This window comes from Massilia sp. Bi118 (assembly GCF_918697865.1).
Classification (GTDB): Bacteria; Pseudomonadota; Gammaproteobacteria; order Burkholderiales; family Burkholderiaceae_D; genus Telluria.
In genome coordinates, this window is sequence record NZ_CAKKMV010000003.1 from 52,957 (window position 1) to 76,999 (window position 24,043).

Sequence of the window (24,043 nt, forward strand, 5' to 3'; positions counted from 1 at the left end):
AGACCCATGAAAACCGAAACCCTACCACTACCCTACACACAAACCCGTTCCTTCCTCACCGTCGCTCTGATCGAGCTGTGGGAGCGCTTCGGCTACTACGGCATGCAGGCGCTGATCGTCTATTACATGGTCGAGCGCCTCGGCTTCGAAGACAGCCGCGCCAACCTGGTCTGGAGCGCCGCCGCGGCCCTGATCTACGTCGCGCCCGCCATCGGCGGCTGGATCGGCGACAAGGTACTGGGCACCAAGCGCTCGATGTATCTGGGCGCCATGGTCCTGACCGTCGGCTACGCGCTGATAGCGGTGCCGACCGAGAGCACCCGCTTCCTGTTCTGCGCCCTCGGCGTGGTGGTGGTCGGCAACGGCCTGTTCAAGCCCAACACCGCCAACCTGGTGCGCAAGATCTACGAAGGCGACGATTCCAAGATCGACTCCGCCTTCACCCTGTATTACATGGCGGTGAACGTCGGCTCGACCGTGTCGATGCTGGCCACGCCCTGGATCAAGGATTACGTCAACGCCGCCTACGGCAGCAACCTGGGCTGGCACGCCGCCTTCGCGGTCTGCAGCGTCGGCCTGGTGCTCGGCCTGTTCAATGTGCTGTTCATGCGCGCCACCATTGCCCACGTCGGCAGCCTGCCGGACGAGCGTCCGCTGCAGGTCGGCAAGCTGGCCGCCGTGCTGGCCGGCGCCGTGGTCGTCGTGTTCGGCTCGGCCGAGATCCTGGAGAACCAGGCCCTGGCGCGCGCCTTCGTCTACCTGGCCGGCCTGGTGGTGCTGGGCATCTTCGTGCACCTGATCCGCAAGAGCGAGCCGAGCGAGCGCGCCGGCCTGATCGCGGCCCTGGTGCTGACCCTGCAGACCGTGTTCTTCTTCATCTTCTACCAGCAGATGTCGACTTCGCTGTCGCTGTTCGCCCTGCGCAACGTCGATCTCGACTTCAGCATCTTCGGCGCCCACCTGTGGACCTGGTCGCCGGCCCAGTTCCAGGCCCTGAACGCGATCTGGATCATGGTGCTGAGCCCGGTCCTGGCCTGGGTCTACTCGGCCGCGGGCCGCACCGGCAAGGACCTGTCGATCGCCGGCAAGTTCGCGCTCGGCTTCGCCGCGGTGGCGGCCGGCTTCTTCGCCTACGGCGTCGCCGGCGTGTTCGCCGTCAAGGGCATGACCTCCTCGTGGGTGATGATCGCCGGCTACGGCCTGTACTCGCTGGGCGAGCTGCTGGTGTCGGGCCTGGGCCTGGCGATGGTGGCGCGCTACGTGCCGGCGCGCATGAGCGGCTTCATGATGGGCGCCTACTTCGTCGCCACCGGCATCTCGCAATACCTGGGCGGCGTGGTCGCCAACCTGGCCAGCGTGCCGAAGGATCTGACCGACCCGGTCCAGACCCTGCCGATCTACACCAGCCTGTTCAACAAGCTGGGCATGGGCGCAATCGCCTGCACCGTGATTGCCCTGCTGGCGCTGCCGCTGATGCGCAAGCTGACGGCCAGCCACCAGTCGCACCAGTAATCAAGCAAGACCTTCCGGGCGCGCGTCCTGCGCGCCCGTTTCCCCCTCCTTGCCGGGCGCCCGCAGCCCATCCATTCCGCATACTCCTGATGCCGGTCAGGCGGCGATGAAGCACTGCCGCATAAGCTGGGCGCTGAATGTTCCTTCAACCAGCCATCAAGGAGGCCGGCATGCGCCTGTCGCATCTATCCCGTCTATTCTTCGCTGCAACGCTCGCCATCCCCGGCGCCGCGGCGCTGGCGGACCCGCTGTACAACGTCACCGTGGTCGGCGGACTCGGCAGTACCGCCACCGACATCAACCGCTACGGCGACGTGGTCGGCAGCGTCACCAGTGGCGGCGCCACCAACGGCTTTGTCTACACCAGCAGCGGCTATGCCGTGCTCGGCACGCTCGGCGGCCTGAACAGCTTTGCCAACGCGATCAATGACTACGGCCTGGTGGTCGGCAGCGCCAACACGCTGGCCGGCGAAACCCACGCCTACGTGTATTCCGGCGGCAGCCTGCACGACCTCGGCACCCTCGGCGGCAGCGGCAGCGTGGCCTGGGACATCAACAACCACGGGGTCATCGTCGGCAGCGCCAACACGGGGGCCGAATCCGACAGCTACTACCAGCAAGCCTTCCGCTATGAGGGCGGCACCATGACCGGGCTCGGCGCCCTGCCCGGCGGCGCCGGCAGCGACGCCTATGCGGTCAACAACAAGGGCCTGATCGGCGGCGCCTCCTACCAGGGCGAAATCACGGTGCCGGAGTATCCGTTCTACGCCGTGGAATTCCGCGGCGGCGGCGTGGTCCCGATCGGCGCGTCGGAGCTCGGCAACAGCGCCATTTATGCCCTGAACGACTACGGCCTGGCGGTCGGCGGCATCCCGGCCTCGTCCTTCCCCCACGGTTCGCACGCCTTCCTGTACGAGGGCGGCGTGATCACCGACCTCGGCGCGCTCGACGCCACCGTCGACGACAGCATCGCCTGGGACATCAACAGGCTCGGCCAGGTGGTCGGCACCGCCGCCGTCACCCTCACGCCCGACACCTACGGCTACCACGGCTTCCTGTACGACGGCGCCGGCGGCATGGTCGACCTGAACACCCTGATCGACCCGGCCTCCGGCTGGGAAATCACGGACGCGCACGGCATCAACGGCGCCCAGCAGATCGCGGCCACCGCCTGCCGCGGCGGCATGTTCGGCGACTGCTACGCGGTGCGGCTCGACCTGGTGTCGGCCGTGCCCGAGCCGGGAAGCTGGGCGATGCTGGTGTTCGGGCTGGGGGCGCTCAGTCTGCGGCGGGTGCGGCGGCCCGGCGCTCGTTGAGGAGACAGGCGTTGCATTCTCGGGACAAGTTATGGCGGACAATATGTTGCAAACAGGAAATATGATATAGTGCGGAGCAACTTGCGGGCCCAGACACTGCCCGGCTTCAACCACCGGCCCGCGCTCCCGGCCGCAACCGTCCCGAACCATGCATTCCTTCGCCAAAGCCGGTCTTGCCCTGTTGGCGTGCGTCCTTTCCGCCGGTGCCGCCGGCGCCGAGCCGCACAGCTACAATTTTTCGCCGGTCAACCAGTACAACCTGAAAGTCTCGGCCAGTTTCTGGAACCCGATCATCCGCTACGTCTCGGAAAAGAGCGGCGTGCGCCTGAACCTGAAGCTGGGCCGCACCTCGGCCGACACCACCAGCTATGTGCTGGCGCGCGAAGTCGACTTCGCCTTCACCAACCACCTGTTCAGCCCGGACCGCGAAAAGATGGGCTGGACCGTGTTCGGCCGCCGCGACGCGCCGCCGGTGCGGGCCCAGATCGTGGTGCCGGCCGATTCGAAGGTCGCGAGCCTGGCCGAGCTGGCAGGCGGCACCGTCGTGTTTCCGGGCCCGGAGGCCCTGATCGCCTACAAGGCGCCCTACGCCGAGCTGCTGCGCCGTAACATCAGCGTCAACCCTGTATTTGCCGGGAACATGGACGCTGCCTTCACCCAGCTGTTCGCCGGCCGGGCCCGCGCCAGCGGCGCGAATTCCCAGCTGGTCGAAACCTACGGCAGCCGCGAAAGCAAATCCTTCCGCGTGCTGTGGAGTTCCGCGCCCTACAACGATCTCGCCCTGATGGCCTCCCCGCGCGTGCCCGCCGCCGAGGTGCGCGCGGTGGCGCAAGCCTTCCTGAACATGCGCAAGGACCCGGAAGGCCGCCGCATCCTCGACGCCGCCGCCGAACTGGTGCGCTCGCCGCAGCCGCTCGGCTTCGTGGCCGCCACCGACGCCGACTACGCCAGCTACCGCGCCTTCTACGCGACCGCCCCCATCAGCCTGCGCTGACTCTCCGGAACCGACCCATGCCGCTGCCGCGAATCCTAACGCGCGTCTTGCCGACCTCCCTGCTGCCGCGTTCCCTGGCCGGGCGGGTGTTCGCCGTCTTCAGTCTCACCATGCTGCTCTTCCTCGGCGCCGGCATGGGCCTGTTCTACCGCTACCACCTGCTGCAGCACGTCGAGGAGACCCAGGACGCCGCCCTGACCCTGGTCGAAGTCGCGGCCCAGAACATCGAGGACAGCGTGGTGATCGGCGACTACGACACGGTCAAGCGCACCCTCGGCAAGATGCTGTTCCAGTCGCCGTTCAAGAGCGCGGCCTTCATCGACATCGGCGGCGGCGCCCTGCGGGTGGAAGCGCCCAGGTTCGAACGCAGGCCGGCCCCGGCCTGGCTGAGCCGGCTGATCGCGTCCAAGCTGTACGAAGTCAATCGCGTGGCCAGCGTGGGCGGGCGCGACTACGGCGTGATCCGGGTCGAATTCGACGCCGACAAGATCGCCACCCAGCTGTGGGCGCTGGTGCTCGAGACCGCCAGCTTCGCGCTGGTCGCCTTCGCGCTCGGCATGGTCCTGATGCACACCCTGCTGAAGCGCTGGCTGGCCAAGCTCGGCGCCCTGAGCTCCTTCGAGAAGGACGTCGCCGCCGGCCGCGTCACCGCCGAGGCCGACCTGCATGCCGACGCCCCGACCGAGATCCAGGAAGCGATCCGCGCCGTCAACCGCAGCGCCGCCAGCCTGCGCGTGCAGTTCGGCCAGCGCATCGATTCGCTCACCAACTCGCTCATGCAGCACAAGCACGCGGTCGACCAGGCCGCGATCGTGAGCGAGGTCGACACGCTCGGGCGCATCATCGGCGTCAACGAACTGTTCGAGCGCGCCAGCGGCTACAGCCGCACGGAAGCGCTCGGCCGCGAGCTGCTCGAGTTCGGCCGCCCGGCCGGCAATAGCGCTCCCTGGAGCCCGTCGCCGGACGTCTGGAACGGCGAGGTCGTGATCAAGGCAAGAACCGGCGGCCTGCAGTGGTACCGCACCATCGTCCCCATCTTCGACGCCGGCGGCAGCATCGAGCGCTACCTGTGCATCGACATCGACATCACCGAACGCAAGGAATTCGAGCGCGCGATCGTCGAAAACGCCAAGCGCCAGACCCTGATCGCCGATCTTGGCCGCAAGGCGCTGGCCGCCAACGACCTGGACGAGCTGTTCGAGGAGGCGGTGCAGGCCGCCGCGCACGGCCTCGGCACGCCCTGCGCGGCGCTGTTCGAGACTGCGCAGTCCGATACCAGCTTCGGCCGCCAGCTGACGGTGCGCGCCGGCGCCGGCCGCCTGAGCCAGGCCGCCGGCCTGCAGCTGGGCTGTCCCGGCGATCCGCTGGGCGGGGCGCCGGCGGCCGGCCTGCGTCCCTGGTTCGGCCCGCTGGCCGCGATGCACGGCCTGCGCGGCGGCCTCGACGCCGGGGTCGGCCGCTACGGCGTGCTGGGCGCCTATACCGATACCGGGCGCCGCTTCGACGACGACGATGCTGTGTTCCTGCGCGGGATCGCCAACATCCTCGGCACCGCGATCGAGCGCCAGGAAGCGCGCCAGCGCCTGACCTACCTGGCCGAGTACGACTCGCTGACCAATTTGCCGAACCGCCGCCAGCTGGGCAGCTGCCTGGAAGACGCAATCGCCGCGGCCAGCCGCCATGGGCACCGCGCGGCCGTCATGTTCATCGACCTGGACCGCTTCAAGAACGTCAACGACATGCTGGGCCACGGCGTGGGCGACCAGCTGCTGGTGCAGGCCGCGGCGCGGCTGGAAGCCTGCGCGCGCGGCGACAACGTGGTGGCGCGCCTCGGCGGCGACGAATTCGCGGTGGTGCTGCCCTACCTGGCCGGCGCCGCCAAGGAGGCGCCGGACGCCGCCCTGCTGGCCGGCCGCATCATCGAAGCACTGGCCCAGCCCTTCCACCTGCAGGGCCAGCAGCTGTTCGTCTCGGCCAGCATCGGCATCGCCAGCTATCCGGAAGACGGCGCCAGCGCCGAGCAGCTGCTCAAGAGCGCCGACACCGCGATGTACGGCGCCAAGAACAATGGCCGCAATACCTGGCAGTTCTATTCGGCGGCGCTGCACGAGAACGCGGCCCAGCGGATCCAGCTCGAATCCCAGCTGCGCCTGGCGCTGGAACGCGGCGAGTTCCTGCTGCACTACCAGCCCAAGCTGGACCTGGCCGGCGGCGGCATCAGCGGCTTCGAGGCCCTGCTGCGCTGGAAGCATCCGCAGCGCGGCCTGGTGCCGCCGCTCGAATTCATCTCCATCCTCGAGGATACGGGCCTGATCCTGCCGGCCGGCGAATGGGTGATCGGCGAGGTCTGCCGCCAGCTGCGCGCCTGGGAAACGGCCGGCCTGCCGGTGCCGCCGGTGGCGATCAACCTGTCCGCGCGCCAGCTCCAGCAAGCCGACCTGGCCGCCGTCATCGAACGCATCGTCGTGGGCGCCGGGGTCGCGCCAGGCCTGCTCGAATTCGAGCTGACCGAATCGATGCTGATGACGAACCCGGAAGCCGCGGTGGCGATCCTGAAACGCATCAAGGCGCTCGGCATGCGCCTGTCGGTGGACGATTTCGGCACCGGCTATTCGAGCCTGGCCTATTTGAAGCGCTTCCCGCTGGACGCGCTGAAGATCGACCGCACTTTTGTCCGCGACCTGCCGGACGACGCGGACGACGCCGCCATCACCAAGGCCGTGATCAGCCTGGCGCACAGCCTGAACCTGAAGGTGGTGGCCGAGGGCGTCGAGAACATCGCCCAGCTGCGCGAACTGGAACGGTACGATTGCGACGAGATCCAGGGTTATTACATCAGCAAGCCGCTGCCGGCTGCGGAGTGCGCGGCATTCCTCCAGCGCGAGCAGCCGGTCGCGGCCTGAGATAGAATCCGGGGATGCCAGAACATCAGAATCTCCTCCAGGTGGCGTCCCGCGTCGACGCCATCGAACCCTTCCGCGTCATGGAAATGGTCAAGCAGGCTGCCGCCATGCGCCGCGCCGGCATCGACGTCATCAGCATGAGCGTGGGCGAACCGGACTTCACCGCGCCCGAGATGGTCGCCCAGGCCGCCATGGACGCGATCCGCGGCGGCGCCACCCAGTACACCGAATCGCTTGGCCTGCCGGCCTTGCGCGAGGCGATCTCCGGGCATTATTCGCGCTTCTACGGCCTGGACATCGATCCGCGCCGCATCGTGGTCACCGCCGGCGCCTCGGCCGCCCTGCTGCTGGCCTGCGCCGCCCTGGTTGCCGAGGGCGACGAAGTACTGATGCCGGACCCGTGCTATCCCTGCAACCGGCATTTCGTCAGCGCCTTCGGCGGCAAGCCGGTGCTGCTCTATTCGAGCGCGGCGGAACGCTACCAGCTCACGGCCGCCCACCTGGCCGAGCACTGGAACGACAGGAGCCGCGGCGTGCTGGTGGCCTCGCCCTCGAACCCGACCGGCACCTCGATGACGGTGCCGCAGGCGCGCGAACTGCTGGGCGCCGTGCGCGCCCGCGGCGGCTTCGCCATCGTCGACGAGATCTACCAGGGCCTGTCCTACGACGGCAAACCAGTAAGCAGCCTGGCGCTGGACGACAACGTCATCACCGTGAACAGCTTCTCGAAATACTTCAGCATGACCGGCTGGCGCCTGGGCTGGCTGGTGGTGCCGGAGAACCTGGTGCCGGTGTTCGAGAAACTGGCGCAGAATCTCTTCATCTGCGCGCCGACCATCGCCCAGCATGCGGCCCTGGCCTGCTTCCGCGACGACGCCCTGGAGATCTTCGAGTCGCGCCGCCTGGAATTCCAGCGCCGCCGCGACTTCCTGGTACCGGCCCTGCGCGAGCTCGGCTTTGCCGTGCCGGTGATGCCGGACGGCGCCTTCTACGTGTACGCGGATATCACCGGCCTGCCACATCGCCACGCGGGCGACAGCACGGCTTTCGGCAAGGCGGTGCTGGAAGAAGCGCATGTGGCGATCGTGCCGGGCGACGACTTCGGCTTCGCGGCCCCGCAACGCCATGTGCGCTTTTCCTACGCCACCGAATACGAACGCATCGAGGAAGCCGTGCAGCGCCTGGCGCGCCTGCTGGGCTAGGGTGGGCACCCCGTGCCCACCCTACAAGTCGTTAGCGATTAGTGTTTGCTTCCGCGCCGATTAAGGACAGCAGCGTTTCCAGCCCGACCGGCTTGACCAGGTAGTGATCGAAGCCGGCTTCCATGCCGCGCGCCTGGTCTTCCGGCTGGCCGTAGCCGGTCAGGGCGATGGCCAGCGGCCGCCTGCCACCCACCGCCGCGCGCACCGCCCGCATCAGCCCCAGTCCATCGAGGCCAGGCAAGCCGATGTCGCACACGATCACGTCATAAGGCCGTTCCAGCGCCGCCGCCAGGCCGCTGCGGCCGTCCAGCGCGGTGACCACCTCGTGCCCCTCTTCGCGCAGGCAGGCCGCCAGCGTGGCGCAGGTGTCGGGATTGTCCTCCACCACCAGGATCCGCTTGCGGCCGCCGGTGACGGCCACCTCGGCCGGGCCGCGGCCGACGCTTTGCTGCCCGGAGCGCGGCAGGCGCACCGTGAAGCAGCTGCCTTGGCCGGCGCCGGCGCTCTCCGCCGTCACCGAACCGGCATGCATGCCGACCAGGTTGCGCACCACGTTCAGGCCCACGCCCAGCCCGCCTTCGGAGCGCGCCAGCGAGCGCGGCCCCTGGGTGAACAGGTCGAAGATATACGGGATGATCTCGGGCGCGATGCCGTTGCCGTTGTCCCTGATCGCCACCGAAACCTGGTCGCCGTCGGCGCGGGCCGCAAGGTGGAGCATGCCGCCGTCGCCGGTGTACTTGGAGGCGTTGGCCAGCAGGTTGGTGAACACCTGGGTCAGGCGGACCTGGTCGCCCTCGACCACCACCGATTCCGGCGGCAGTTCGAGCTGCAGGGTCTGGCGGCGCTCCTGGATGCAGGACTGCATGGTCTCGACCGCCTGCTGCAGCACGTCGGCCAGCACCAGCGGCTGGGTCGACAGGGTGATCTTGCCGCTGCTGATGCGGGCGGCGTCGAGCAGGTCGTCGAGCAGCTTGGCCATGTGCTCGACCTGGCGCCCGATCACGCGCGAGAGCTTGTGCAGCTGGGGCGTGGCGTCGGGCATGCGGTCCAGCAGCGAGGCCGCCATGCTGATCGGCGACAGCGGATTGCGCAGCTCGTGCGCCAGCATGGCGAGGAATTCGTTCTGGCGCCGGTTGGCCGCCTCGGCGTCTTCCTGCAGGTGCTGGGCCTGGACCGCCGCCAGCACCAGGTGCTCGTTGGCTTCGCGCAGCATGCCGACCTCGTCTTCGAGGGAATGGATGCGGCGCAGCAAGAATTCCTCAGGCAGGGAGGCGCGCGGCAATTCATGCCTGGTGGCGCGCTGTTGCGAGGCCGTGCTGTCGTCGTCTAGCGGTTCCATTACGTCCTCGTCCAGGCCCATGCTGCGTCAGCGCCCCAGCGTTGGCCGGCCGACCAGCACGCCGTTCAGTTGCGATCCTTTGGGGTAGACCTCGATCCCCTCCGCCGTGATCGTGTACTCGCGCAGGTCGCAGCTGTGATCGCAGCCGCGCACCTTCACTACCGTCATGAACTTGCGGATCGCGCCGTCGAATTCGGCATAGCGCATCGACAGCACGGCGTCGGTAAGGAAGCACAGCTCGTCCGGGCTGAAGCTGGCGCGGGTGTAGTCGTCTTCGGTGCCCACCGTGACCAGCGCGGAAACGCCGCGCTTGGCCAGTTCGGACAGGGTGCGGAACACGGCCACGCGCAGGTCGGCGCGGACTTCCGGCGCCAGGTAGAGCCCGATCTCGGACAGCGAATCGATCACCACCCGGGTGGCGCCGGTGCGGTCAATCGCGCTGCACATCTCGTCCATCAGCTCTTCGACGCTGAGCGACAGCGAGCGGCTTTCGACCACCGACACGTGGCCTTGCTGGACGATTTTCGCCAGCTCGGCGTTACGCAGGCGCGCCGTACCCTTCTCGAAGAACAGGGCGACGCCTTTCTCGCCGAGCGCGGCGCCGGCCTGCAGGAAGCGGGTGGCCATGATGGTCTTGCCGGCGCCGGTCGGCCCCGAGACCAGCATGGTATGGCCCTGCGGCAGGCCGCCGTGCATCAGCTCGTCCACGCCCGGCACACCGGTCGGGATACGGCAGGGATTGCGGTCCACCGGCGTGCCGGGCAAGCGATCGGTGGCCAGCGGCGGCAGCAGGCGCGGATAGACGCGGATGCCGTCGTCCCCGATGCGCATGGTGTGGGCGCCCGTCATGTGGGCCTGGCCGCGCATCTTGTTGACGCGCAGCTTGCGCAGGGCCGAGTTGTCGTCCGCCGCCTGGTACAGGGTGAGCATGCCGTCGGCCACCGTGATGATCGGATTCGCCTCGACGTCGGCCTGCGAATACTCGCCGATCAGGAAGGTGGTCGCCTGCCAGGTCGCCATGCGCGAGCCGAGTTCCTGGATGAACTGCTGCAGGTCGGACAGGCCTTCGTTGCCGGCGCGCGCGCTCTGCATCACGGAACGGAAGGAATCGACGAACACCAGGCCGGGGCCGAAATCCTCGACCTCACGCATGATGCGCTCGAGCACACCGAGGAAGTGGCCGGCGCGCAAGTCATCCGCCAAATTGACATAGCGGATGAACGGACCGACCTTGTCCATGTCGAAGAAGGAAAACTGCTGCTGGTAGCGCAGCATCTTCAGCGGCGGCTCGCCGAGCACCGTGAAGAACAGGGCGCGCCGTTCGGGACCGGCAAGCGCGAACATGATCTGGTGCGCCAGCGTGGTCTTGCCGCTGCCGGGGGCGCCGGCAATCAGGGTGAAGGAATATTCGGTCAGGCCGCCGCCGAGGAGGACGTCCAGGCCCGGAACTCCGGTCTCCAGCAATCCCAGGCGTACTTTGTCGGTCATTTACTTGTGCTCCTGTACATCTTCCGGTCCCTGCTGCTCCGAGGCCCTGGCCTGCTCGAGGAGCCTGGCCGTGAGCGCCTCGCCGATCAGCGACGACAGCTGTCTGGTGAATGTGTTCAGCAACTCTCCGTTCGCGATGTCGGCCACGGTAGGCTCGGCGCCGGCCAGGTCGCGCTCGAGCGAACCCAGCAGTCCGCCGATCGACTTTTGCGTGGGATCCACGCGCAGCCATTCGTAGCGGGCTGCCAGCGTGCGCAGGGCGCGGCCGAACAACGCACAAAACCCGTTCTCGCCGATCAGGGTCACCAACTGGCCACTGATGCGGCGCCACGGGCGCAGCCGGTCCACGGTAGAGCCTGCCTGGGACTGTCCGCCACCCGGCAAGGCCTTACCGTCATCGCTGGATTGTTGCCGCTCTTTGTCGTCTCTTTCCATGCAGGTCAACTGGGATTTATCTTGGTGCGGCACCGCCGAGGCGGCCAAGGCATGTGGGGCACATTATAGCTGCATAGCCGGAAGGGCACTCGTAATATCGTGACAATAATTTGCTTACTGTGCGGCACTGGCGGCTGCTACCATCCTTGTTCCAGATAACAAGGACAAGCCGCCTTCCATGCCCGACCGCCGATTCCACCTTCCCAGCTTGTTGCGCTGCGCACTGTTCGCCGCCCTGCCCGCTTTTTCCACTGCCCGCGCCGCTGCCCCTGCTCGTGCTTCCGGCCCGGCCGTCCAGGAAGCGCCGCTGCGCGCCCACCTGGCCTTCCTCGCCGACGACCTGCTGGAAGGCCGCGGCACCGGGCAACGCGGCGGCGAACTCACCGTGCGCTACCTGGAGACCCAGGCCGCCGCCGTCGGCCTGAAGCCGGCCGCCGGCAAGGGCTACCGCCAGAAGGTCGAGCTGGTGGGCCAGAAGACCCAGGCCGGCAGCGTGCTCCGCTTCGAGGCCGGCGGCAAGACCATCGCCGCGACCTTCGATCAGGGCGCCGTCTACGGCAACGCCAACGGCCAGGCGGAGACGCGGCTGGACGCCCCCATCGTCTTCGTCGGCTACGGCATCGATGCGCCGGATGAAGCCTGGAACGATTTCGCCGGCGCCGACCTGAAAGGCAAGCTGCTGGTGGCGATGGTCAACGACCCGCAGCCGACCGCCGCCGAGCCGGCGCGCTTCGGCGGCAAATCGCTGAGCTGGTACGGCCGCTGGACCTACAAGTTCGAAGAAGCCCAGCGCCAGGGCGCGGCCGGCATCCTGCTGATCCACACCACGCCGTCCGCATCCTATCCGTGGAGCGTCCCGGTCACCAGCTTCACCCACGAGCAGTTCCACCTGGCCGGCCCCGGCAACGCGCTGCAGGGCTGGATCAGCGAAGACATGGCGCGCACCCTGTTCAGCGCGGCCGGCCAGGACCTCGACGCCTTGCGCGCCCGCGCCGAAGTCAAGGGCTTCCGCCCCGTCGAACTGAAGGCGACCGTCCACGCGCAGGTCAAGAGCGCGGTGCGCCAGGTGGCCGAGTACAACGTGGCCGGCATCGTGCCCGGCACCGACCCGAAGCTGCGCGAGGAAGCGGTGATCTATTCGGCGCACTGGGACCACCTCGGCATCGACGTGCAGAACGGGAAGCCGGACCACATCTGGAACGGCGCCATCGACAACGGCTCCGGCACCGCCGCCCTGCTGGCGATGGCCCAGGCCGCGGTGGCGCATCCGGCACGCCGCACCCAGATCTTCCTCTGGCCCTGCGCCGAGGAACAGGGCCTGCTGGGCGCCCTCGCCTACACCCGCGCGCCCCTGTGGCCGCTGTCGAAAACCGCGGCCGACCTGAACCTCGACAGCATGAACTTCGTCGGTCCCACGCGCGACATCGGCGTGCCCGGCGCCGAGCGCAGCACGCTGCTCGATACCTCGCGCGCCGTGGCGCAGGAGATGGGTCTGTCGATCGCCCCAACGGTGCCGGATCTCGGCGGCGCCTACTTCCGCGCCGACCACTTCATGTTCGCGAAGGCGGGCGTCCCGGCCTTCAACGTCGGCTCGGCGGTGTTCTCCGGCGACGGCAGCTTCGCCTTCGCGCACGACGCGGCTTCTTCGAGCAGCCGCATGCGCGCCTTCACCAGGGACTACCACCAGGTGAGCGACCAGTACGATCCAGGCTGGGATTTGACGGGCATGGTGCAGCAGGCGCAGTTCACGCTGAACCTGGGCTATGCGGTGGCGAATGCGGCGGCGATGCCGGTTTGGAAAACGGGCGAAGCCTGGGGAAAGGTGAAACGATGAGACTCCGCACTGCAACTCTGGTCCTTGCCCTTGCCGCACTGGCGCCCATGGCTTCGGTCGCCACCCCGGCCGCCACGCCCGCCGACACCCGCTTCCAGGCTCTCTACCAGCAGGAATGGAAGTGGCGCATAGCCCAGCGCCTGGCCGACGACGAGGACCAGCCCAAGGGCCGGCGCCCGGAACTGCCGCGCGTCGACGCCGCCACCCAGGAAGCGCGCCGCCGCTACTGGGAGGACGTGCTGAAGCGCCTGTCCGCCATCGACCCGGCCGCACTGTCGAAGGAAGAACGCATCAACTACGCGGTCTACCGCGCCCAGATCCAGGCCCTGTATGAAGCCCAGCGCTTCCGCGAATACGAGCAGCCGGTGAATGCCGACAGCGCCTTCTGGACCGACATCACCTATGCCGCAAGGCGATCCTTCAAGTCGGCGCAGGAATACCGGGACTACCTCCTGCTGCTGCGCGACATGCCGCGCTACTACCGCGAGCAGTTGGCCAACATGCGCGCCGGCCTGGCGCGCGGCTTCACGCCGCCGCGCGTGACGCTGGCCGGGCGCGACGTCCCGCTGGCGACCGTGGCGGAAGCAAAGTCTCCGCAGGACACCATCTTCTATGCGCCCTTCAAGAGCATGCCGGCGAATATCCCGGCCGCCGAGCAGGCCCGCCTGCGCGAGGAAGCCGCGGCCGTCATCCGCGACAGCGTGCAGCCGGCCCACGCCGAGGTGCTGGCCTATGTGCGCAGCGAGTACTTCCCGAAGGCGCGCGTGGCGCTGGCGGCCGAGAGCCTCCCCGAGGGCAAGGCCTATTACCAGTCGAAGATCGTCGAGTACACGACCACCTCGATGACGGCCGACGAGATCCACCGCATCGGCCTGTCCGAGATGGCGAAGATCCGCGCCGAGATGCAGCAGGCAATGAGCCAGGCCGGCTTCAAGGGCGAGCTGCCCGCCTTCCTGGCTTTCCTGCGCAGCGACCCGCAGTTCTATGCGAAGACGCCGGACGAGCTCCTGAAGGCCGCGGCCTGGATCGCCAAGAAGTTCGACGGCAAGGCCGACCAGTATTTTGGCTACCTGCCGCGCCGCCGCTTCGCGATCGTCCCGGTGCCGCCGGACCAGGCGCCCTACTACACCTCGGCGCGCGGCGGTCCTGGCATCTACCTCGTCAACACCTACAACCTGCCGGCGCGCGCCCTGTACAGCCTCCCGGCACTGACCCTGCACGAATCGGCGCCCGGCCACGCCTTCCAGATGCCGGTGGCGCTGGAACAGAAAGGCGTACCGCCCTTCCGCAGGGCCTACATTTCGGCCTACGGCGAGGGCTGGGCGCTGTACTCTGAACGCCTGGGCACCGAGATGGGTATCTACGAGACGCCCTACGAAGTCTTCGGCATGCTGAGCTACCAGGCCTGGCGCGCGGCGCGGCTGGTGGTCGATACCGGCATCCACGCCCAGGGCTGGACCCGCGAACAGGCACAGGCCTACATGCACGACAACACGGCCCTGTCCGACCACGAGATCGAGACCGAAGTCGACCGCTACATCTCCTGGCCAGGCCAGGCACTGTCCTACTATCTGGGCGAGATGGCGATCATGGGGGCGCGTAAAAAGGCGGAGGCGGCGCTCGGGCCGAAGTTCGACATCCGCGCCTTCCACGACACCGTGCTGCAGCTTGGGTCGGTGCCGCTGCCGGTGCTGGAGGCGCGGATCGATACCTTCATTGCGGAAGGTGGGAAGTCGCCGTATCGCTAGGCCGTAGGGTGGTCACACCGTGCCCACGCCGACGCTTGCATGAGGCTTGCTCTTGCGTGGGCTCGGGGAGCCCACCCTACCTTACAGCAGCTTGATCTTCAACTGCACCGAGATACCGCCATACAGCCGGTCCTTGTAGCTCGGAATGATGCCGACGTTGACGCCGACGCGCTGGTACTCGTAAGTCAGCGTGGGGATCGCGGCCGGGAACCAGCCGCCGTCGCGCATGTGCGGGTAACCGTTGAAGGCGGCGATGGCCGCGCCCACGCGCACCGGGCCGATCGCATACGGCTGCCAGATCACGCCGGCGTAGTTCGAGTAGTCACGGTCGCTGTTGTAAAAGCGGCCGGCGGTGGCCGCCATCGTGCCGGAAAAGCGGTACTCGGCGCCGAGGCCCCAGTTGGCGCCGTTCAAGTCCTTGTCGCGGTCGAAGTGGTACGTGGCGAAGCCGCTGTCGATCCAGAACTCGCTCTTTGGCGCGGGGTCGATCTTCGTGAACAGGTCGCCGGCATGCGCCGCTTGCGCAAAAGCGAAGGCCAGCGCCAGGCCGCAGGCCAATGCCGGCTTGATGAAATGCTTGTTCAATCGTCTGCCTTCGGATCGAGATCGGGAAACATGACTTCGGTGTAGCCGAAGCGGGAAAAGTCCTTGATGCGCATCGGATAGAGGATGCCCAGCAGGTGGTCGACCTCGTGCTGCACCACGCGCGCATGGAAGCCATCGACGTCGCGGCTGATGCGCTTGCCGTACTGGTCAACGCCTTCGTAATGCAGCTTCGTGTAGCGTGGGACGCTGCCGCGCAGGCCCGGCACCGACAGGCAGCCTTCGAAGCCCTCTTCCATCTCATCGGAGAGCGGTTTCAGGACCGGATTGATCAGCACCGTCTCCGGCACGCTCGGGGCGTCCGGGTAGCGCTGGTTCTGCCCGAAGCCGAAGATCACCAGCTGCAGGTTGACGCCGATCTGCGGCGCGGCCAGGCCGGCGCCGTCGACCGCGTGCATGGTCTCGAACATGTCGGCGATCAGGGCATGCAGCTCGGGCGTGTCGAACTCTTTTACCGGCTCGGCCACGCGCAGCAGGCGCGGGTCGCCCATCTTCAGGATTTCGCGGATCGTCATGTCGGCTCCTCAGCCTTCTTGCGCACGCAGCTCGGCCAGGAATTCGGCAAAGCCCTCGGCGGTTTCCGGATGCTTCAGGCCCATCGCCGTGGTCGCCTTCAGGTAACCGAGCTTGGAACCGCAATCATAACGCTGGCCAGCGTAGCGGTAGGCCAGCACGCGCTCGTGCGACATCAGCGAGGCGATGCCGTCGGTCAGCTGGATCTCGCCGCCGGCGCCGGTGCCGATTTTTGCCAGATGGTCAAAAATCGAGCCGGACAGCACGTAGCGGCCGACCACCGCCAGGGTCGAGGGCGCGTCGTCGGGCTGCGGCTTCTCGACGATGCCGGAGACCAGCTCGAGATCCGGACGGTAGGCGCTGGCGCTGACGATGCCGTACTGGCGGGTATGCGCGCGCGGCACGTCCTGCACCGCCAGCACGCTGCACTTTTCGTAGCCGTACAAATCGGTCATCTGGGCCAGCACCGGCTTGTGGCCGGGCGCGCTGTCCATGAAGTCGTCGGCCAGCAGCACCGCGAAGGGTTCGTTGCCCACCACCGGGCGCGCGCACAGCACCGCGTGGCCCAGGCCCAGCGGCTCGGACTGGCGGATGTAGATGCAGTTGACGTTCTTCGGGATCACGCCGCGCACCAGATCGAGCAGCTGCTGCTTGCCGTGGGCCTCGAGTTCGGATTCGAGCTCGTAGGCCTTGTCGAAGTGGTCCTCGATCGCGCGCTTGTTGCGGCCGGTGATGAAAATCAGCTCCGTGACGCCGGCGGCGACCGCCTCCTCCACTGCGTACTGGATCAGCGGCTTGTCGACGATGGGCAGCATCTCCTTCGGCTGGGCTTTGGTGGCCGGCAGGAAGCGGCTGCCCAGGCCGGCGACGGGGAATACTGCCTTCTTGATTGCACTCATTCTCGTTCTCTCAATCGATTCTTTATTTCGGGAGCAGCGCCAGCAGACCGGCTTCGTCGAGCACGGTCACGCCCAGGCTCTCCGCCTTTTCCAGCTTGCTGCCGGCTTCCGCGCCGGCCACCACGTAGGAGGTCTTCTTCGACACCGAGCCCGAGACCTTGCCGCCGGCCGCCTCGATCAGGGCGCCGGCCTGGTCGCGCGACATGGTCGGCAGGGTCCCGGTCAGCACGAAAGTCTTGCCGGCCAGCGGGCCTTCTTCAGCGGCTGGCGCTTCGTCGGGCAGCTGGGCCAGCAGTTCGCGGCGCAGGTCGGCGATCTTCTGCACGGTCTCGCGCTTGCCGTCCGCCGCCATCCACGCTTCCAGCGACTCGGCAACCGTGGACGGCAGGCCGAACACGCTGAAGATCTTCAGGTGCGCCAGCTCGTCCAGCGTGCGGCCGTCCGCCAGCAGCTGCTTCGCGCGCGGCTCGGTCAGCTTCGGAATGTCGAGCGCGGCCAGCAGCTTGACCTCGTCCAGGCGCTCGCGCAGCTGGGCTTTGGGCGCATGCTCGCCCTGCGGCGCCACGCCCGCGGCCAGCAGCGCATCCAGCGCCACCTGGTTCTTCGGCTCGGCAAAGAATTCGGCGATCGCTTCGGCCACGGTGCCGCCGATATCGGGCAGCACGCGCAGCAGCGCGGCCGGGGCGCGGCGCACCAGCGCCAGGCTGCCCAGCCAGTCGGCCAGGGTCTTGCCGGTCGACTCGCCGACATGGCGGATGCCGAGCGCGAACAGCAGGCGCTCGAGCGGCGGATTGCGGCTGGCGGCAATCGCGGCCAGCAGGTTGTCGGCCCACTTGGTCGCCACCTTGCCTGCCTTGACGGTCTCCGGCGTGGTGCCGTCGCGCTCGTCGGCCAGGCGCTTCATCTGCAATAAATCTTCGAGCGTCAGCCGGTACAGGTCGGCCACGCCGTGGATCAGGTTGGCCTCGACCAGGCTGTCGATGTAGCGGTCGCCCAGGCCTTCGATGTCCATCATGCGGCGGCCGGCAAAGTGGCGGATCGCTTCCTTGCGCTGGGCCGCGCAGGTCAGACCGCCGGAGCAGCGCGCCACCGCCTCGCCTTCTTCGCGCACCACGTGCGAGCCGCACACCGGGCAGGTCTTCGGCAATTCATACATGGCCGGCTCGGGCTGCGGGCGGCGCTCCAGCACCACGGACAGCACTTCCGGGATGACGTCGCCGGCGCGGCGCACGACCACCGTGTCGCCCACGCGCACGTCCTTGCGGCGCACTTCGTCTTCGTTGTGCAGGGTGGCGTTGGTAACGGTCACGCCGCCCACCGACACCGGATTCAGGCGCGCGACCGGCGTGATGGCGCCGGTGCGGCCCACCTGCACGTCGATCGCCTGTACCGTGGTCAGCGCTTCCTCGGCCGGAAACTTGTGCGCCAGCGCGAACCGCGGCGCGCGCGAGACGAAGCCGAGGGCGCGCTGGTCTTCCAGGCGGTCGACCTTGTAGACCACGCCGTCGATCTCGTAAGGCAGCGACTTGCGCTTCTCGCCGATGGAGCGGAAGTAATCGAGGATGCCTTCGCAGCCCTTGACCACCGCGCGCTCCTTCGACACCGGCAGGCCGAGGCACTCGAACCAGTCCAGCACCTTGGAGTGCGATTCCGGCATGGCCGCGCCTTCCAGCACGCCGATGCCGTAGGCGAAGAAGCGGAGTTTGCGCTGGGCCGTGATGCGGGCGTCGAGCTGGCGCAGGCTGCCGGCGGCGGCGTTGCGCGGGTTGGCGAATTCCTTGTGGCCGGCGTCGCGCTGGCGCTGGTTCAGGCGCTCGAAGTCCTGCTTGAACATCAGGACTTCGCCGCGCACTTCCAGCACCGCCGGGATGTCACCACCGTGCAGGCGCAGCGGGATCACCTTCACGGTGCGGATGTTCGCCGTGACGTCCTCGCCGGTATAGCCGTCGCCGCGGGTGGCGGCCTGCACGAACACGCCGTTCTCGTAGCGCAGGCTCATCGCCAGGCCGTCGAACTTCAGCTCGGCTGCGTACTCGACCTGGGCGCCATTGGCCAGGTCCAGGCCTTCGCGCACACGGCGGTCGAAGTTGTCGATGTCCTCTTCGGAAAAGCCGTTGTTCAGCGAGAGCATCGGCATCGCATGCGTCACCTGCCTGAACTCGGGGATGGGCGCGCCGCCCACGCGCGAGGTCGGCGTGTCGTTCGATACCGCTTCCGGGTGCGCCGCTTCCAGTTCCTGCAGTTCGCGGAACAGCTTGTCGTACTCGGCGTCCGGAATGGTCGGCGCGTCGAGCACGTGGTAGTTATAGATGTGGTGGTTCAGTTCCTTGACCAGCCACGCCATCCGTTCCAGGTGGTCCATCCGCACCTCAGCTGAACAGGCGCAGCGCGCGGGTCGAGCCGGCCGGGATGTCGGCGGCGTCCATCTCCTGGTAGAACTCGCCGACCTGGCCGGCGATCTCGCCCAGGGCCTCATCAAGCAGCGGCTGGTCGAAGTCGTCGACGATGGCGGCGTCCAGGCGCAGCTCCAGCGACTTGGCGCAGGTGACCATCTTGCCGAAGCCGTCGCGCGCCGGGGTCACGCAGGGCACATCCAGCAGCAGGGTCAGGCGCGAGGTGGTGTCGGCGCCCAGGTTGACGTTGGTCGACAGGGTGAACAGCACGCCGCCCTCGCCGTCCGGCATCGCGAAGCGGCCATCAGGGCGCACGTCGAAGCCCTGGTTTTCGAGTGCGCCGATCAGGGTCGACATCGCCCACGGCGCGCCTTTCGAAGCCAGGTTCACGCCCAGCTGGGCGTCATGACCGGCGACGAAGCGGTGCAGGTTCTTCGCCTCGCTCATCACCTCGATCATGTCCGGCACTTCCGGCTCCGCGCCAATCTCGTCGGCCACCGCGCGCAGGCGCGTCACCATTTCCGAGTATTCGAGCTCGTTCAGGGCCGTGGTGCGGGTGGCCAGTTGCACGCCGGCCTGCAGCTTGGTGTAGACGCCGCCATGCACGATGGGCTCCCAGTCGCCGTTCACGGCCAGGCCGACGAAGTGCACCGGCTTGTTTCCGACGCGGCGCAGCTTCAGCAGCGCGGGCAGGATCTTGTCGCCGCGCGCGGCGCCTTCGATGTTCAAGGGGATCAGGCAATCGATGAGCGGATCGACCAGGTTCTCGGCCAGCTGGGCCGGCGGAGTGTCCGCCTTGGCGCCCGGCAGCGAGGCCAGCGGATCGAGGCTGGCGGCCATCGCCGCGCCAGCCGCGGCGCCGCCGATGCCGGCACCGGCGGCGGCCCCACTTGCGGCCACGCCGGCCGGCGCAGGCTCGCGCATCACCGGCTCGGCCAACGCATCGCTGCCGGCCAGTTCCGCAAACGGCGCGTCGACATTCGCGTCCAGCACCGGCTCATGGCGGTCGGGCGAATCGGCATCCACCGGCGCGCCCGCGGAGTCCGGCCGGACGGCGCCGCTCTTCATCAGCACGTCGTCATGGTCAGAAGCAAAGGCCCGTTCGACGCTCTTGCGGGCCTTGTACTCCTGCCACTTGTTATAACTAATGATGCCGACGACGAAGACGCCGCCGGCCGCGATCAGGCTCATTTGTAAGTCGTTCATGCTGCTTGTGCCTCAGTAGCGAAATTCGCGGCGGACTCCATGTCCACCGCCACGATGCGCGATACGCCCTGCTCCTGCATCGTCACACCGATCAGTTGATTGGCCATCTCCATCGCGATCTTGTTGTGCGAGATGAAGAGGAATTGGGTATGGTCCGACATGCGTTTGACCATGCGGCAGAAGCGCTCGGTATTGGCGTCGTCCAGGGGCGCATCCACCTCGTCGAGGAGGCAGAACGGCGCGGGATTCAAACGGAACATCGAGAACACCAGTGCCGTCGCGGTCAGGGCCTTTTCGCCGCCGGACAGCAGGTGGATCGTGGCGTTCTTCTTGCCCGGCGGCTGGGCCATGACCTGCACGCCGGCGTCGAGGATCTCTTCGCCGGTCATCACCAGCTTGGCCGTGCCGCCGCCGAACAGGATCGGGAACAGCTCCGAGAAATTGGCGTTGACGCGATCAAAAGTGTCTTGGAGCAGGTCGCGCGATTCGCGGTCGATGCGGGAAATCGCGCCTTCCAGCGTGGCGATGGCCTCCTGCAGGTCGGCGTTCTGCGAATCGAGGAAGCGCTTGCGCTCCGTGGCCTGGGCCAGCTCTTCGACCGCGGCCAGGTTCACCGCGCCCAGCGCCGTGATCGCATTGGTCAGGCGCGTGACCTCGCCCTGCAGGTATTGCGGCTTCATGTCCGGCTGCAGCTTCTGCGCGAGTTCCGCCTCGTCGGCGCCGGTGGCGCTCAGGGCTTCGGCAAACTGTTCCTGGTTCAGGCGCGCGGCCTGCTCCTTCAGCTGCATCTCGGTGATGCGCTCACGCTGCGGCTGCAGGCTGCGCTCCGCGCCCATGCGCGCTTCCTCGGCGGCGCGCAGCTGCTGCGTCAGCTGGTCGAGCTCATGGCGCGCATCGGACAGCGCCTGTTCCTGCGCGGTGCGGCGCGCCAGCAGCTCCTGCAGGCCTTCGGCCGCGGTGCCGGATTCGATGGCTTCCAGCTCCATCTTGCCGGCGCCTATGCTTTCCAGGACCTGCTCCGCCTGCTGGTTCGCGGTGGCGATGGTGCGGCGCAGTTCCTCGATGCGGCTGCGCTGGGTCTTTTCAGCGAACACCGCTTCCTGGGCCGAGCGCTCCAGCTCGCGCAGCTTGTCGCGCGCTTCGTTCAGAACCCGTTCCTGGTCCAGGAATTCGGTCTGGCGGTCTTCATGGGCGCCCTGCAGCTCAGCCAGCTCCATGTCCAGCTCTTCGAACCGGGCTTCGGCCTCGGCCTTGATCTGGCGCTGCTCGGCTTCCTGGGCCGCGATCTCGTCGAGGTCGGCGGAGATCTGGCCGCTGCGCTGGTTGAAGCGGGCTTCGACTTCGGCCTGCTTCACGACCTCGATCTGCAGGGCGTGGGTTTCGCGCTGCAGGGTCGCGACCTTCTGGCGGCCTTCCTGCAGGCGGCGCTGCAGCTCGCTCACCGCGGCGTCGGCGCGGATCGCGCGGGTGCGCGCCTCGTCCAGCAGCAGGACCTGGGCCCGCAGCTGCTTGACGATGTTGTCGATCTCGTGCTGGCGCGCCAGCACGCCGTCCTGCTCGGCGTCGGCGGCATAGAAACGCACGCTGTTGCGGCTGACGATGTGGCCGTGCGGCGTGACGAAGCAGCCGCCCTCCGGCAGGCGCTCGCGCTGGGCCAGCGCCGCGCCTGGATCATCGGCGGCATAGACTTCGTGCAGCCAGTCGTCCAGCAGGCCGCGCAGGCCGGGGTCGTTCAGTTTGAGCAGGCTGGCGAAAGGCTTCAGGCCATGGGCTGCCGGCCGCGCGGGCGCATTCGTCGACGGCGTGTACACCGCCATGCGGGCCGGCGGCGCATCGCCGAAGAAGCCGCGCGCCCAGTCCAGGTTCGAGATCTCGAGGGCGCCGGTGCGCTCGCGCAGCACCGATTCCAGCGCCGTCTCCCAGCCGGTTTCGATGTCGAGCTTCTGCCACAGGCGCGGCAGCTTGTCGAGTTCGTGCTTCTGCAGCCAGGGCTGGACCTTGCCCTGGGTCTGGACCCGGTCCTGCAGCTGGCGCAGGGCTGACAGGCGCGCTTCCAGCTTCGCATTCGCCGCGGTCTCCTGCTGGACCTGGGCGTGGGCTTCGCGCCTTTCCTGCTCGCTGGACTCCTGGCGGCTGGCGGCTTCCTCCAGCATCAGGGTCTGCTCTTCCAGCTGCAGCTGCTTTTCTTCCTGCTGCATGCGCAGGTTGTCGAGGTGGCCGGTGTCCGGCAGGTTCAGGTTGCCGCGCTCCTGCTGCAGGCGCTCGCGCCGCGTCGCCAGGGTGGCCAGGATGTTCGAGGCATTGCGCTGGTGCGCCGACGAGAGCTCGATGCGCTGCTGGATCTGCATGATGCGGGCGCGCGATTCGGCCGACTTTTCCTGGGACGCGCGCCAGGCGGCGTCGAGTTCCGGCAGGCGTTCGTTCTGCGCCTCGACGGCGATCTGCGCGCCTTCGACGCGCGCAGCCAGCTCTTCGAGGCGGTATTCGGCTTCTTCGATCTGCTCCTGGGTATCGCGCGCCTGGTTCAGCCACTGCTCGCGCTGGGCGGTCAGGGTGCCGATCTGGTTCTGCAGGCGCGTGCGCGACTCGACCACGAACTTGATCCGCGCTTCCAGGCTGCCGATCTCGGAATTGGTCTGATAGAGCTCACCCTGGGCCGCGTGCAGGCGATCCCCGGTCGCATAATGCGCCTGGCGCATGCGCTCGAGTTCCAGTTCCAGGTGGCGCATCTTCGCGTTCTGTTCTTCGAGGCCGGTCTGGGCCTGCTCCATCTCGAGGAACCAGCGCGCCTGCTCGGACTTCGCTTCGTTCTTCCGCAGCAGCCAGAGCAGCTTCTGCTTTTCTTCCTGGTCGGCCTGCAGCTGGTGGAAGCGGTTCGCCACCGCGGCTTGCGCTTCCAGCTTTTCGAGGTTGGCGTTCAGCTCGCGCAGGATGTCGTCGACCCTGGTCAGGTTTTCGCGCGTGTCGGACAGCCGGTTCTCGGTCTCGCGGCGCCGCTCCTTGTACTTCGAGACGCCGGCCGCCTCTTCCAGGAACACGCGGAGCTCCTCGGGGCGCGACTCGATGATGCGGGAGATCATGCCCTGGCCGATGATGGCGTAGGCGCGCGGGCCGAGGCCGGTGCCGAGGAAGATGTCCTGGATGTCGCGCCGGCGCACCGGCTGGCCGTTGATGTAATAGGTCGAAGTGCCGTCGCGCGTCAGCGTGCGCTTGACGGCGATCTCGGCGTACTGCCCCCACTGCCCGGCCGCCTTGCCGGCGCTGTTGTCGAATACCAGTTCGACCGAGGCGCGCCCGGCCGGCTTGCGGTGGGTGGAGCCGTTGAAAATCACGTCCTGCATCGACTCGCCGCGCAGCTCGGAGGCTTTCGATTCGCCCAGCACCCAGCGTACGGCATCGATGATGTTCGACTTGCCGCATCCGTTCGGGCCGACCACGCCGACCAGTTGCCCCGGCACCTGGAAATTGGTGGGATCGACGAAAGACTTAAATCCCGACAATTTGATGGAGGATAGACGCACGTTCTCGAAGAAGGATGGGTGTCGTGAAAAACCGCATCATACCATCTGTTCCTTGCTTTACGGCCAAGATTCGGCGTTGCTTTCCACTCTGGGCGCCTGCCGGGTCCTGATCAGTTTCTTCTCTATGGCGTTGTCCG

At 67.7% G+C, this 24,043-nt stretch carries 16 protein-coding genes; 7 read left to right on the forward strand and 9 right to left on the reverse strand.

What is annotated here, in order from left to right; genetic code table 11:
- Positions 1–6: 6 nt before the first annotated feature.
- From LQV39_RS04980 to LQV39_RS05000, 5 genes are all read left to right on the forward strand, one after another.
- Positions 7–1,512 carry a peptide MFS transporter gene (locus LQV39_RS04980; protein WP_230020765.1) on the forward strand — a complete coding sequence of 502 codons (1,506 nt, stop codon included), beginning with the start codon at positions 7–9 and terminating at the stop codon, positions 1,510–1,512.
- A 137-nt stretch (positions 1,513–1,649) separates the two neighbouring features.
- Positions 1,650–2,828, forward strand: coding sequence for a PEP-CTERM sorting domain-containing protein (locus tag LQV39_RS04985; RefSeq protein WP_230020767.1), 1,179 nt, complete (start codon positions 1,650–1,652; stop codon positions 2,826–2,828).
- Positions 2,829–2,976: 148 nt separating this feature from the next.
- Positions 2,977–3,822, forward strand: a complete 846-nt coding sequence (locus tag LQV39_RS04990; protein ID WP_230020773.1) for a phosphate/phosphite/phosphonate ABC transporter substrate-binding protein — start codon at positions 2,977–2,979, stop codon at positions 3,820–3,822.
- A gap of 17 nt (positions 3,823–3,839) precedes the next feature.
- Entirely contained in the window at positions 3,840–6,725 is a 2,886-nt protein-coding gene (locus tag LQV39_RS04995) for an EAL domain-containing protein (RefSeq protein WP_230020774.1), read from the forward strand.
- A 14-nt stretch (positions 6,726–6,739) separates the two neighbouring features.
- A complete protein-coding gene (locus tag LQV39_RS05000; RefSeq protein ID WP_230020778.1) occupies positions 6,740–7,927 on the forward strand; it encodes a pyridoxal phosphate-dependent aminotransferase in 1,188 nt (395 codons plus the stop codon).
- 31 nt (positions 7,928–7,958) lie between these two features.
- On the opposite strand, the gene LQV39_RS05005 is transcribed toward LQV39_RS05000, so the two are convergent.
- From LQV39_RS05005 to LQV39_RS05015, 3 genes are read right to left on the reverse strand one after another with little or no spacing between them, the layout of a single operon-like run.
- Positions 7,959–9,266, reverse strand: a complete 1,308-nt coding sequence (locus LQV39_RS05005; RefSeq protein WP_230020780.1) for a hybrid sensor histidine kinase/response regulator — start codon at positions 9,264–9,266, stop codon at positions 7,959–7,961.
- A gap of 27 nt (positions 9,267–9,293) precedes the next feature.
- Positions 9,294–10,754 carry an ATPase domain-containing protein gene (locus tag LQV39_RS05010; protein WP_230020782.1) on the reverse strand — a complete coding sequence of 487 codons (1,461 nt, stop codon included), beginning with the start codon at positions 10,752–10,754 and terminating at the stop codon, positions 9,294–9,296.
- Positions 10,755–11,189 (reverse strand): hypothetical protein, encoded by a 435-nt coding sequence (locus LQV39_RS05015; RefSeq protein ID WP_230020786.1) that lies wholly within the window; start codon positions 11,187–11,189, stop codon positions 10,755–10,757.
- 178 nt (positions 11,190–11,367) lie between these two features.
- Between LQV39_RS05015 and LQV39_RS05020 the strand changes: the two genes are divergently transcribed.
- Both LQV39_RS05020 and LQV39_RS05025 read left to right on the forward strand, forming a co-directional pair.
- Positions 11,368–13,023, forward strand: coding sequence for a M28 family peptidase (locus LQV39_RS05020; RefSeq protein ID WP_230020790.1), 1,656 nt, complete (start codon positions 11,368–11,370; stop codon positions 13,021–13,023).
- Positions 13,020–14,771, forward strand: a complete 1,752-nt coding sequence (locus LQV39_RS05025) for a DUF885 family protein (RefSeq protein WP_230020791.1) — start codon at positions 13,020–13,022, stop codon at positions 14,769–14,771. The genes LQV39_RS05020 and LQV39_RS05025 overlap by 4 nt, the downstream gene beginning before the upstream one ends.
- Before the next feature lie 81 nt (positions 14,772–14,852).
- Here LQV39_RS05025 and LQV39_RS05030 read toward each other — a convergent pair whose 3' ends face one another.
- The 6 genes from LQV39_RS05030 to smc are packed head-to-tail and all read right to left on the reverse strand — an operon-like array spanning position 14,853 to position 23,906.
- Positions 14,853–15,356, reverse strand: a complete 504-nt coding sequence (locus LQV39_RS05030) for a hypothetical protein (protein WP_374199403.1) — start codon at positions 15,354–15,356, stop codon at positions 14,853–14,855.
- Complete coding sequence (def, locus tag LQV39_RS05035) at positions 15,353–15,889, reverse strand: peptide deformylase (protein ID WP_230020794.1); 537 nt, start codon at positions 15,887–15,889, stop codon at positions 15,353–15,355. Before def ends, LQV39_RS05030 begins: the two co-directional genes overlap by 4 nt.
- 9 nt (positions 15,890–15,898) lie before the next feature.
- Positions 15,899–16,786: a UTP--glucose-1-phosphate uridylyltransferase GalU gene (gene galU, locus LQV39_RS05040; RefSeq protein ID WP_230020796.1), complete on the reverse strand. Its 888-nt coding sequence runs from the start codon at positions 16,784–16,786 to the stop codon at positions 15,899–15,901.
- Between the two features lie 22 nt (positions 16,787–16,808).
- Positions 16,809–19,148 (reverse strand): NAD-dependent DNA ligase LigA, encoded by a 2,340-nt coding sequence (gene ligA / locus LQV39_RS05045; protein ID WP_230020799.1) that lies wholly within the window; start codon positions 19,146–19,148, stop codon positions 16,809–16,811.
- A gap of 7 nt (positions 19,149–19,155) precedes the next feature.
- Positions 19,156–20,385 carry a cell division protein ZipA C-terminal FtsZ-binding domain-containing protein gene (locus LQV39_RS05050; RefSeq protein WP_230020801.1) on the reverse strand — a complete coding sequence of 410 codons (1,230 nt, stop codon included), beginning with the start codon at positions 20,383–20,385 and terminating at the stop codon, positions 19,156–19,158.
- The gene (gene smc, locus LQV39_RS05055) at positions 20,382–23,906 is read right to left on the reverse strand and encodes a chromosome segregation protein SMC (protein ID WP_230020809.1); all 3,525 of its coding nucleotides are present in this window, start codon (positions 23,904–23,906) and stop codon (positions 20,382–20,384) included. Before smc ends, LQV39_RS05050 begins: the two co-directional genes overlap by 4 nt.
- Between the last annotated feature and the right edge of the window lie 137 nt (positions 23,907–24,043).

Bases quoted from the DNA above. Each gene is read 5' to 3' on its own strand.
- LQV39_RS04985 (WP_230020767.1), top strand. From the start codon at position 1,650: ATGTTCCTTCAACCAGCCATCAAGGAGGCCGGCATGCGCCTGTCGCAT.
- LQV39_RS05000 (WP_230020778.1), top strand. From the start codon at position 6,740: ATGCCAGAACATCAGAATCTCCTCCAGGTGGCGTCCCGCGTCGACGCC.
- LQV39_RS04980 (WP_230020765.1), top strand. From the start codon at position 7: ATGAAAACCGAAACCCTACCACTACCCTACACACAAACCCGTTCCTTC.
- galU (WP_230020796.1), bottom strand. From the start codon at position 16,786: ATGAGTGCAATCAAGAAGGCAGTATTCCCCGTCGCCGGCCTGGGCAGC.
- LQV39_RS05020 (WP_230020790.1), top strand. From the start codon at position 11,368: ATGCCCGACCGCCGATTCCACCTTCCCAGCTTGTTGCGCTGCGCACTG.
- LQV39_RS04995 (WP_230020774.1), top strand. From the start codon at position 3,840: ATGCCGCTGCCGCGAATCCTAACGCGCGTCTTGCCGACCTCCCTGCTG.
- def (WP_230020794.1), bottom strand. From the start codon at position 15,889: ATGACGATCCGCGAAATCCTGAAGATGGGCGACCCGCGCCTGCTGCGC.
- LQV39_RS05015 (WP_230020786.1), bottom strand. From the start codon at position 11,189: ATGGAAAGAGACGACAAAGAGCGGCAACAATCCAGCGATGACGGTAAG.
- LQV39_RS04990 (WP_230020773.1), top strand. From the start codon at position 2,977: ATGCATTCCTTCGCCAAAGCCGGTCTTGCCCTGTTGGCGTGCGTCCTT.
- LQV39_RS05010 (WP_230020782.1), bottom strand. From the start codon at position 10,754: ATGACCGACAAAGTACGCCTGGGATTGCTGGAGACCGGAGTTCCGGGC.
- LQV39_RS05005 (WP_230020780.1), bottom strand. From the start codon at position 9,266: ATGGAACCGCTAGACGACGACAGCACGGCCTCGCAACAGCGCGCCACC.
- LQV39_RS05050 (WP_230020801.1), bottom strand. From the start codon at position 20,385: ATGAACGACTTACAAATGAGCCTGATCGCGGCCGGCGGCGTCTTCGTC.
- LQV39_RS05025 (WP_230020791.1), top strand. From the start codon at position 13,020: ATGAGACTCCGCACTGCAACTCTGGTCCTTGCCCTTGCCGCACTGGCG.
- ligA (WP_230020799.1), bottom strand. From the start codon at position 19,148: ATGGACCACCTGGAACGGATGGCGTGGCTGGTCAAGGAACTGAACCAC.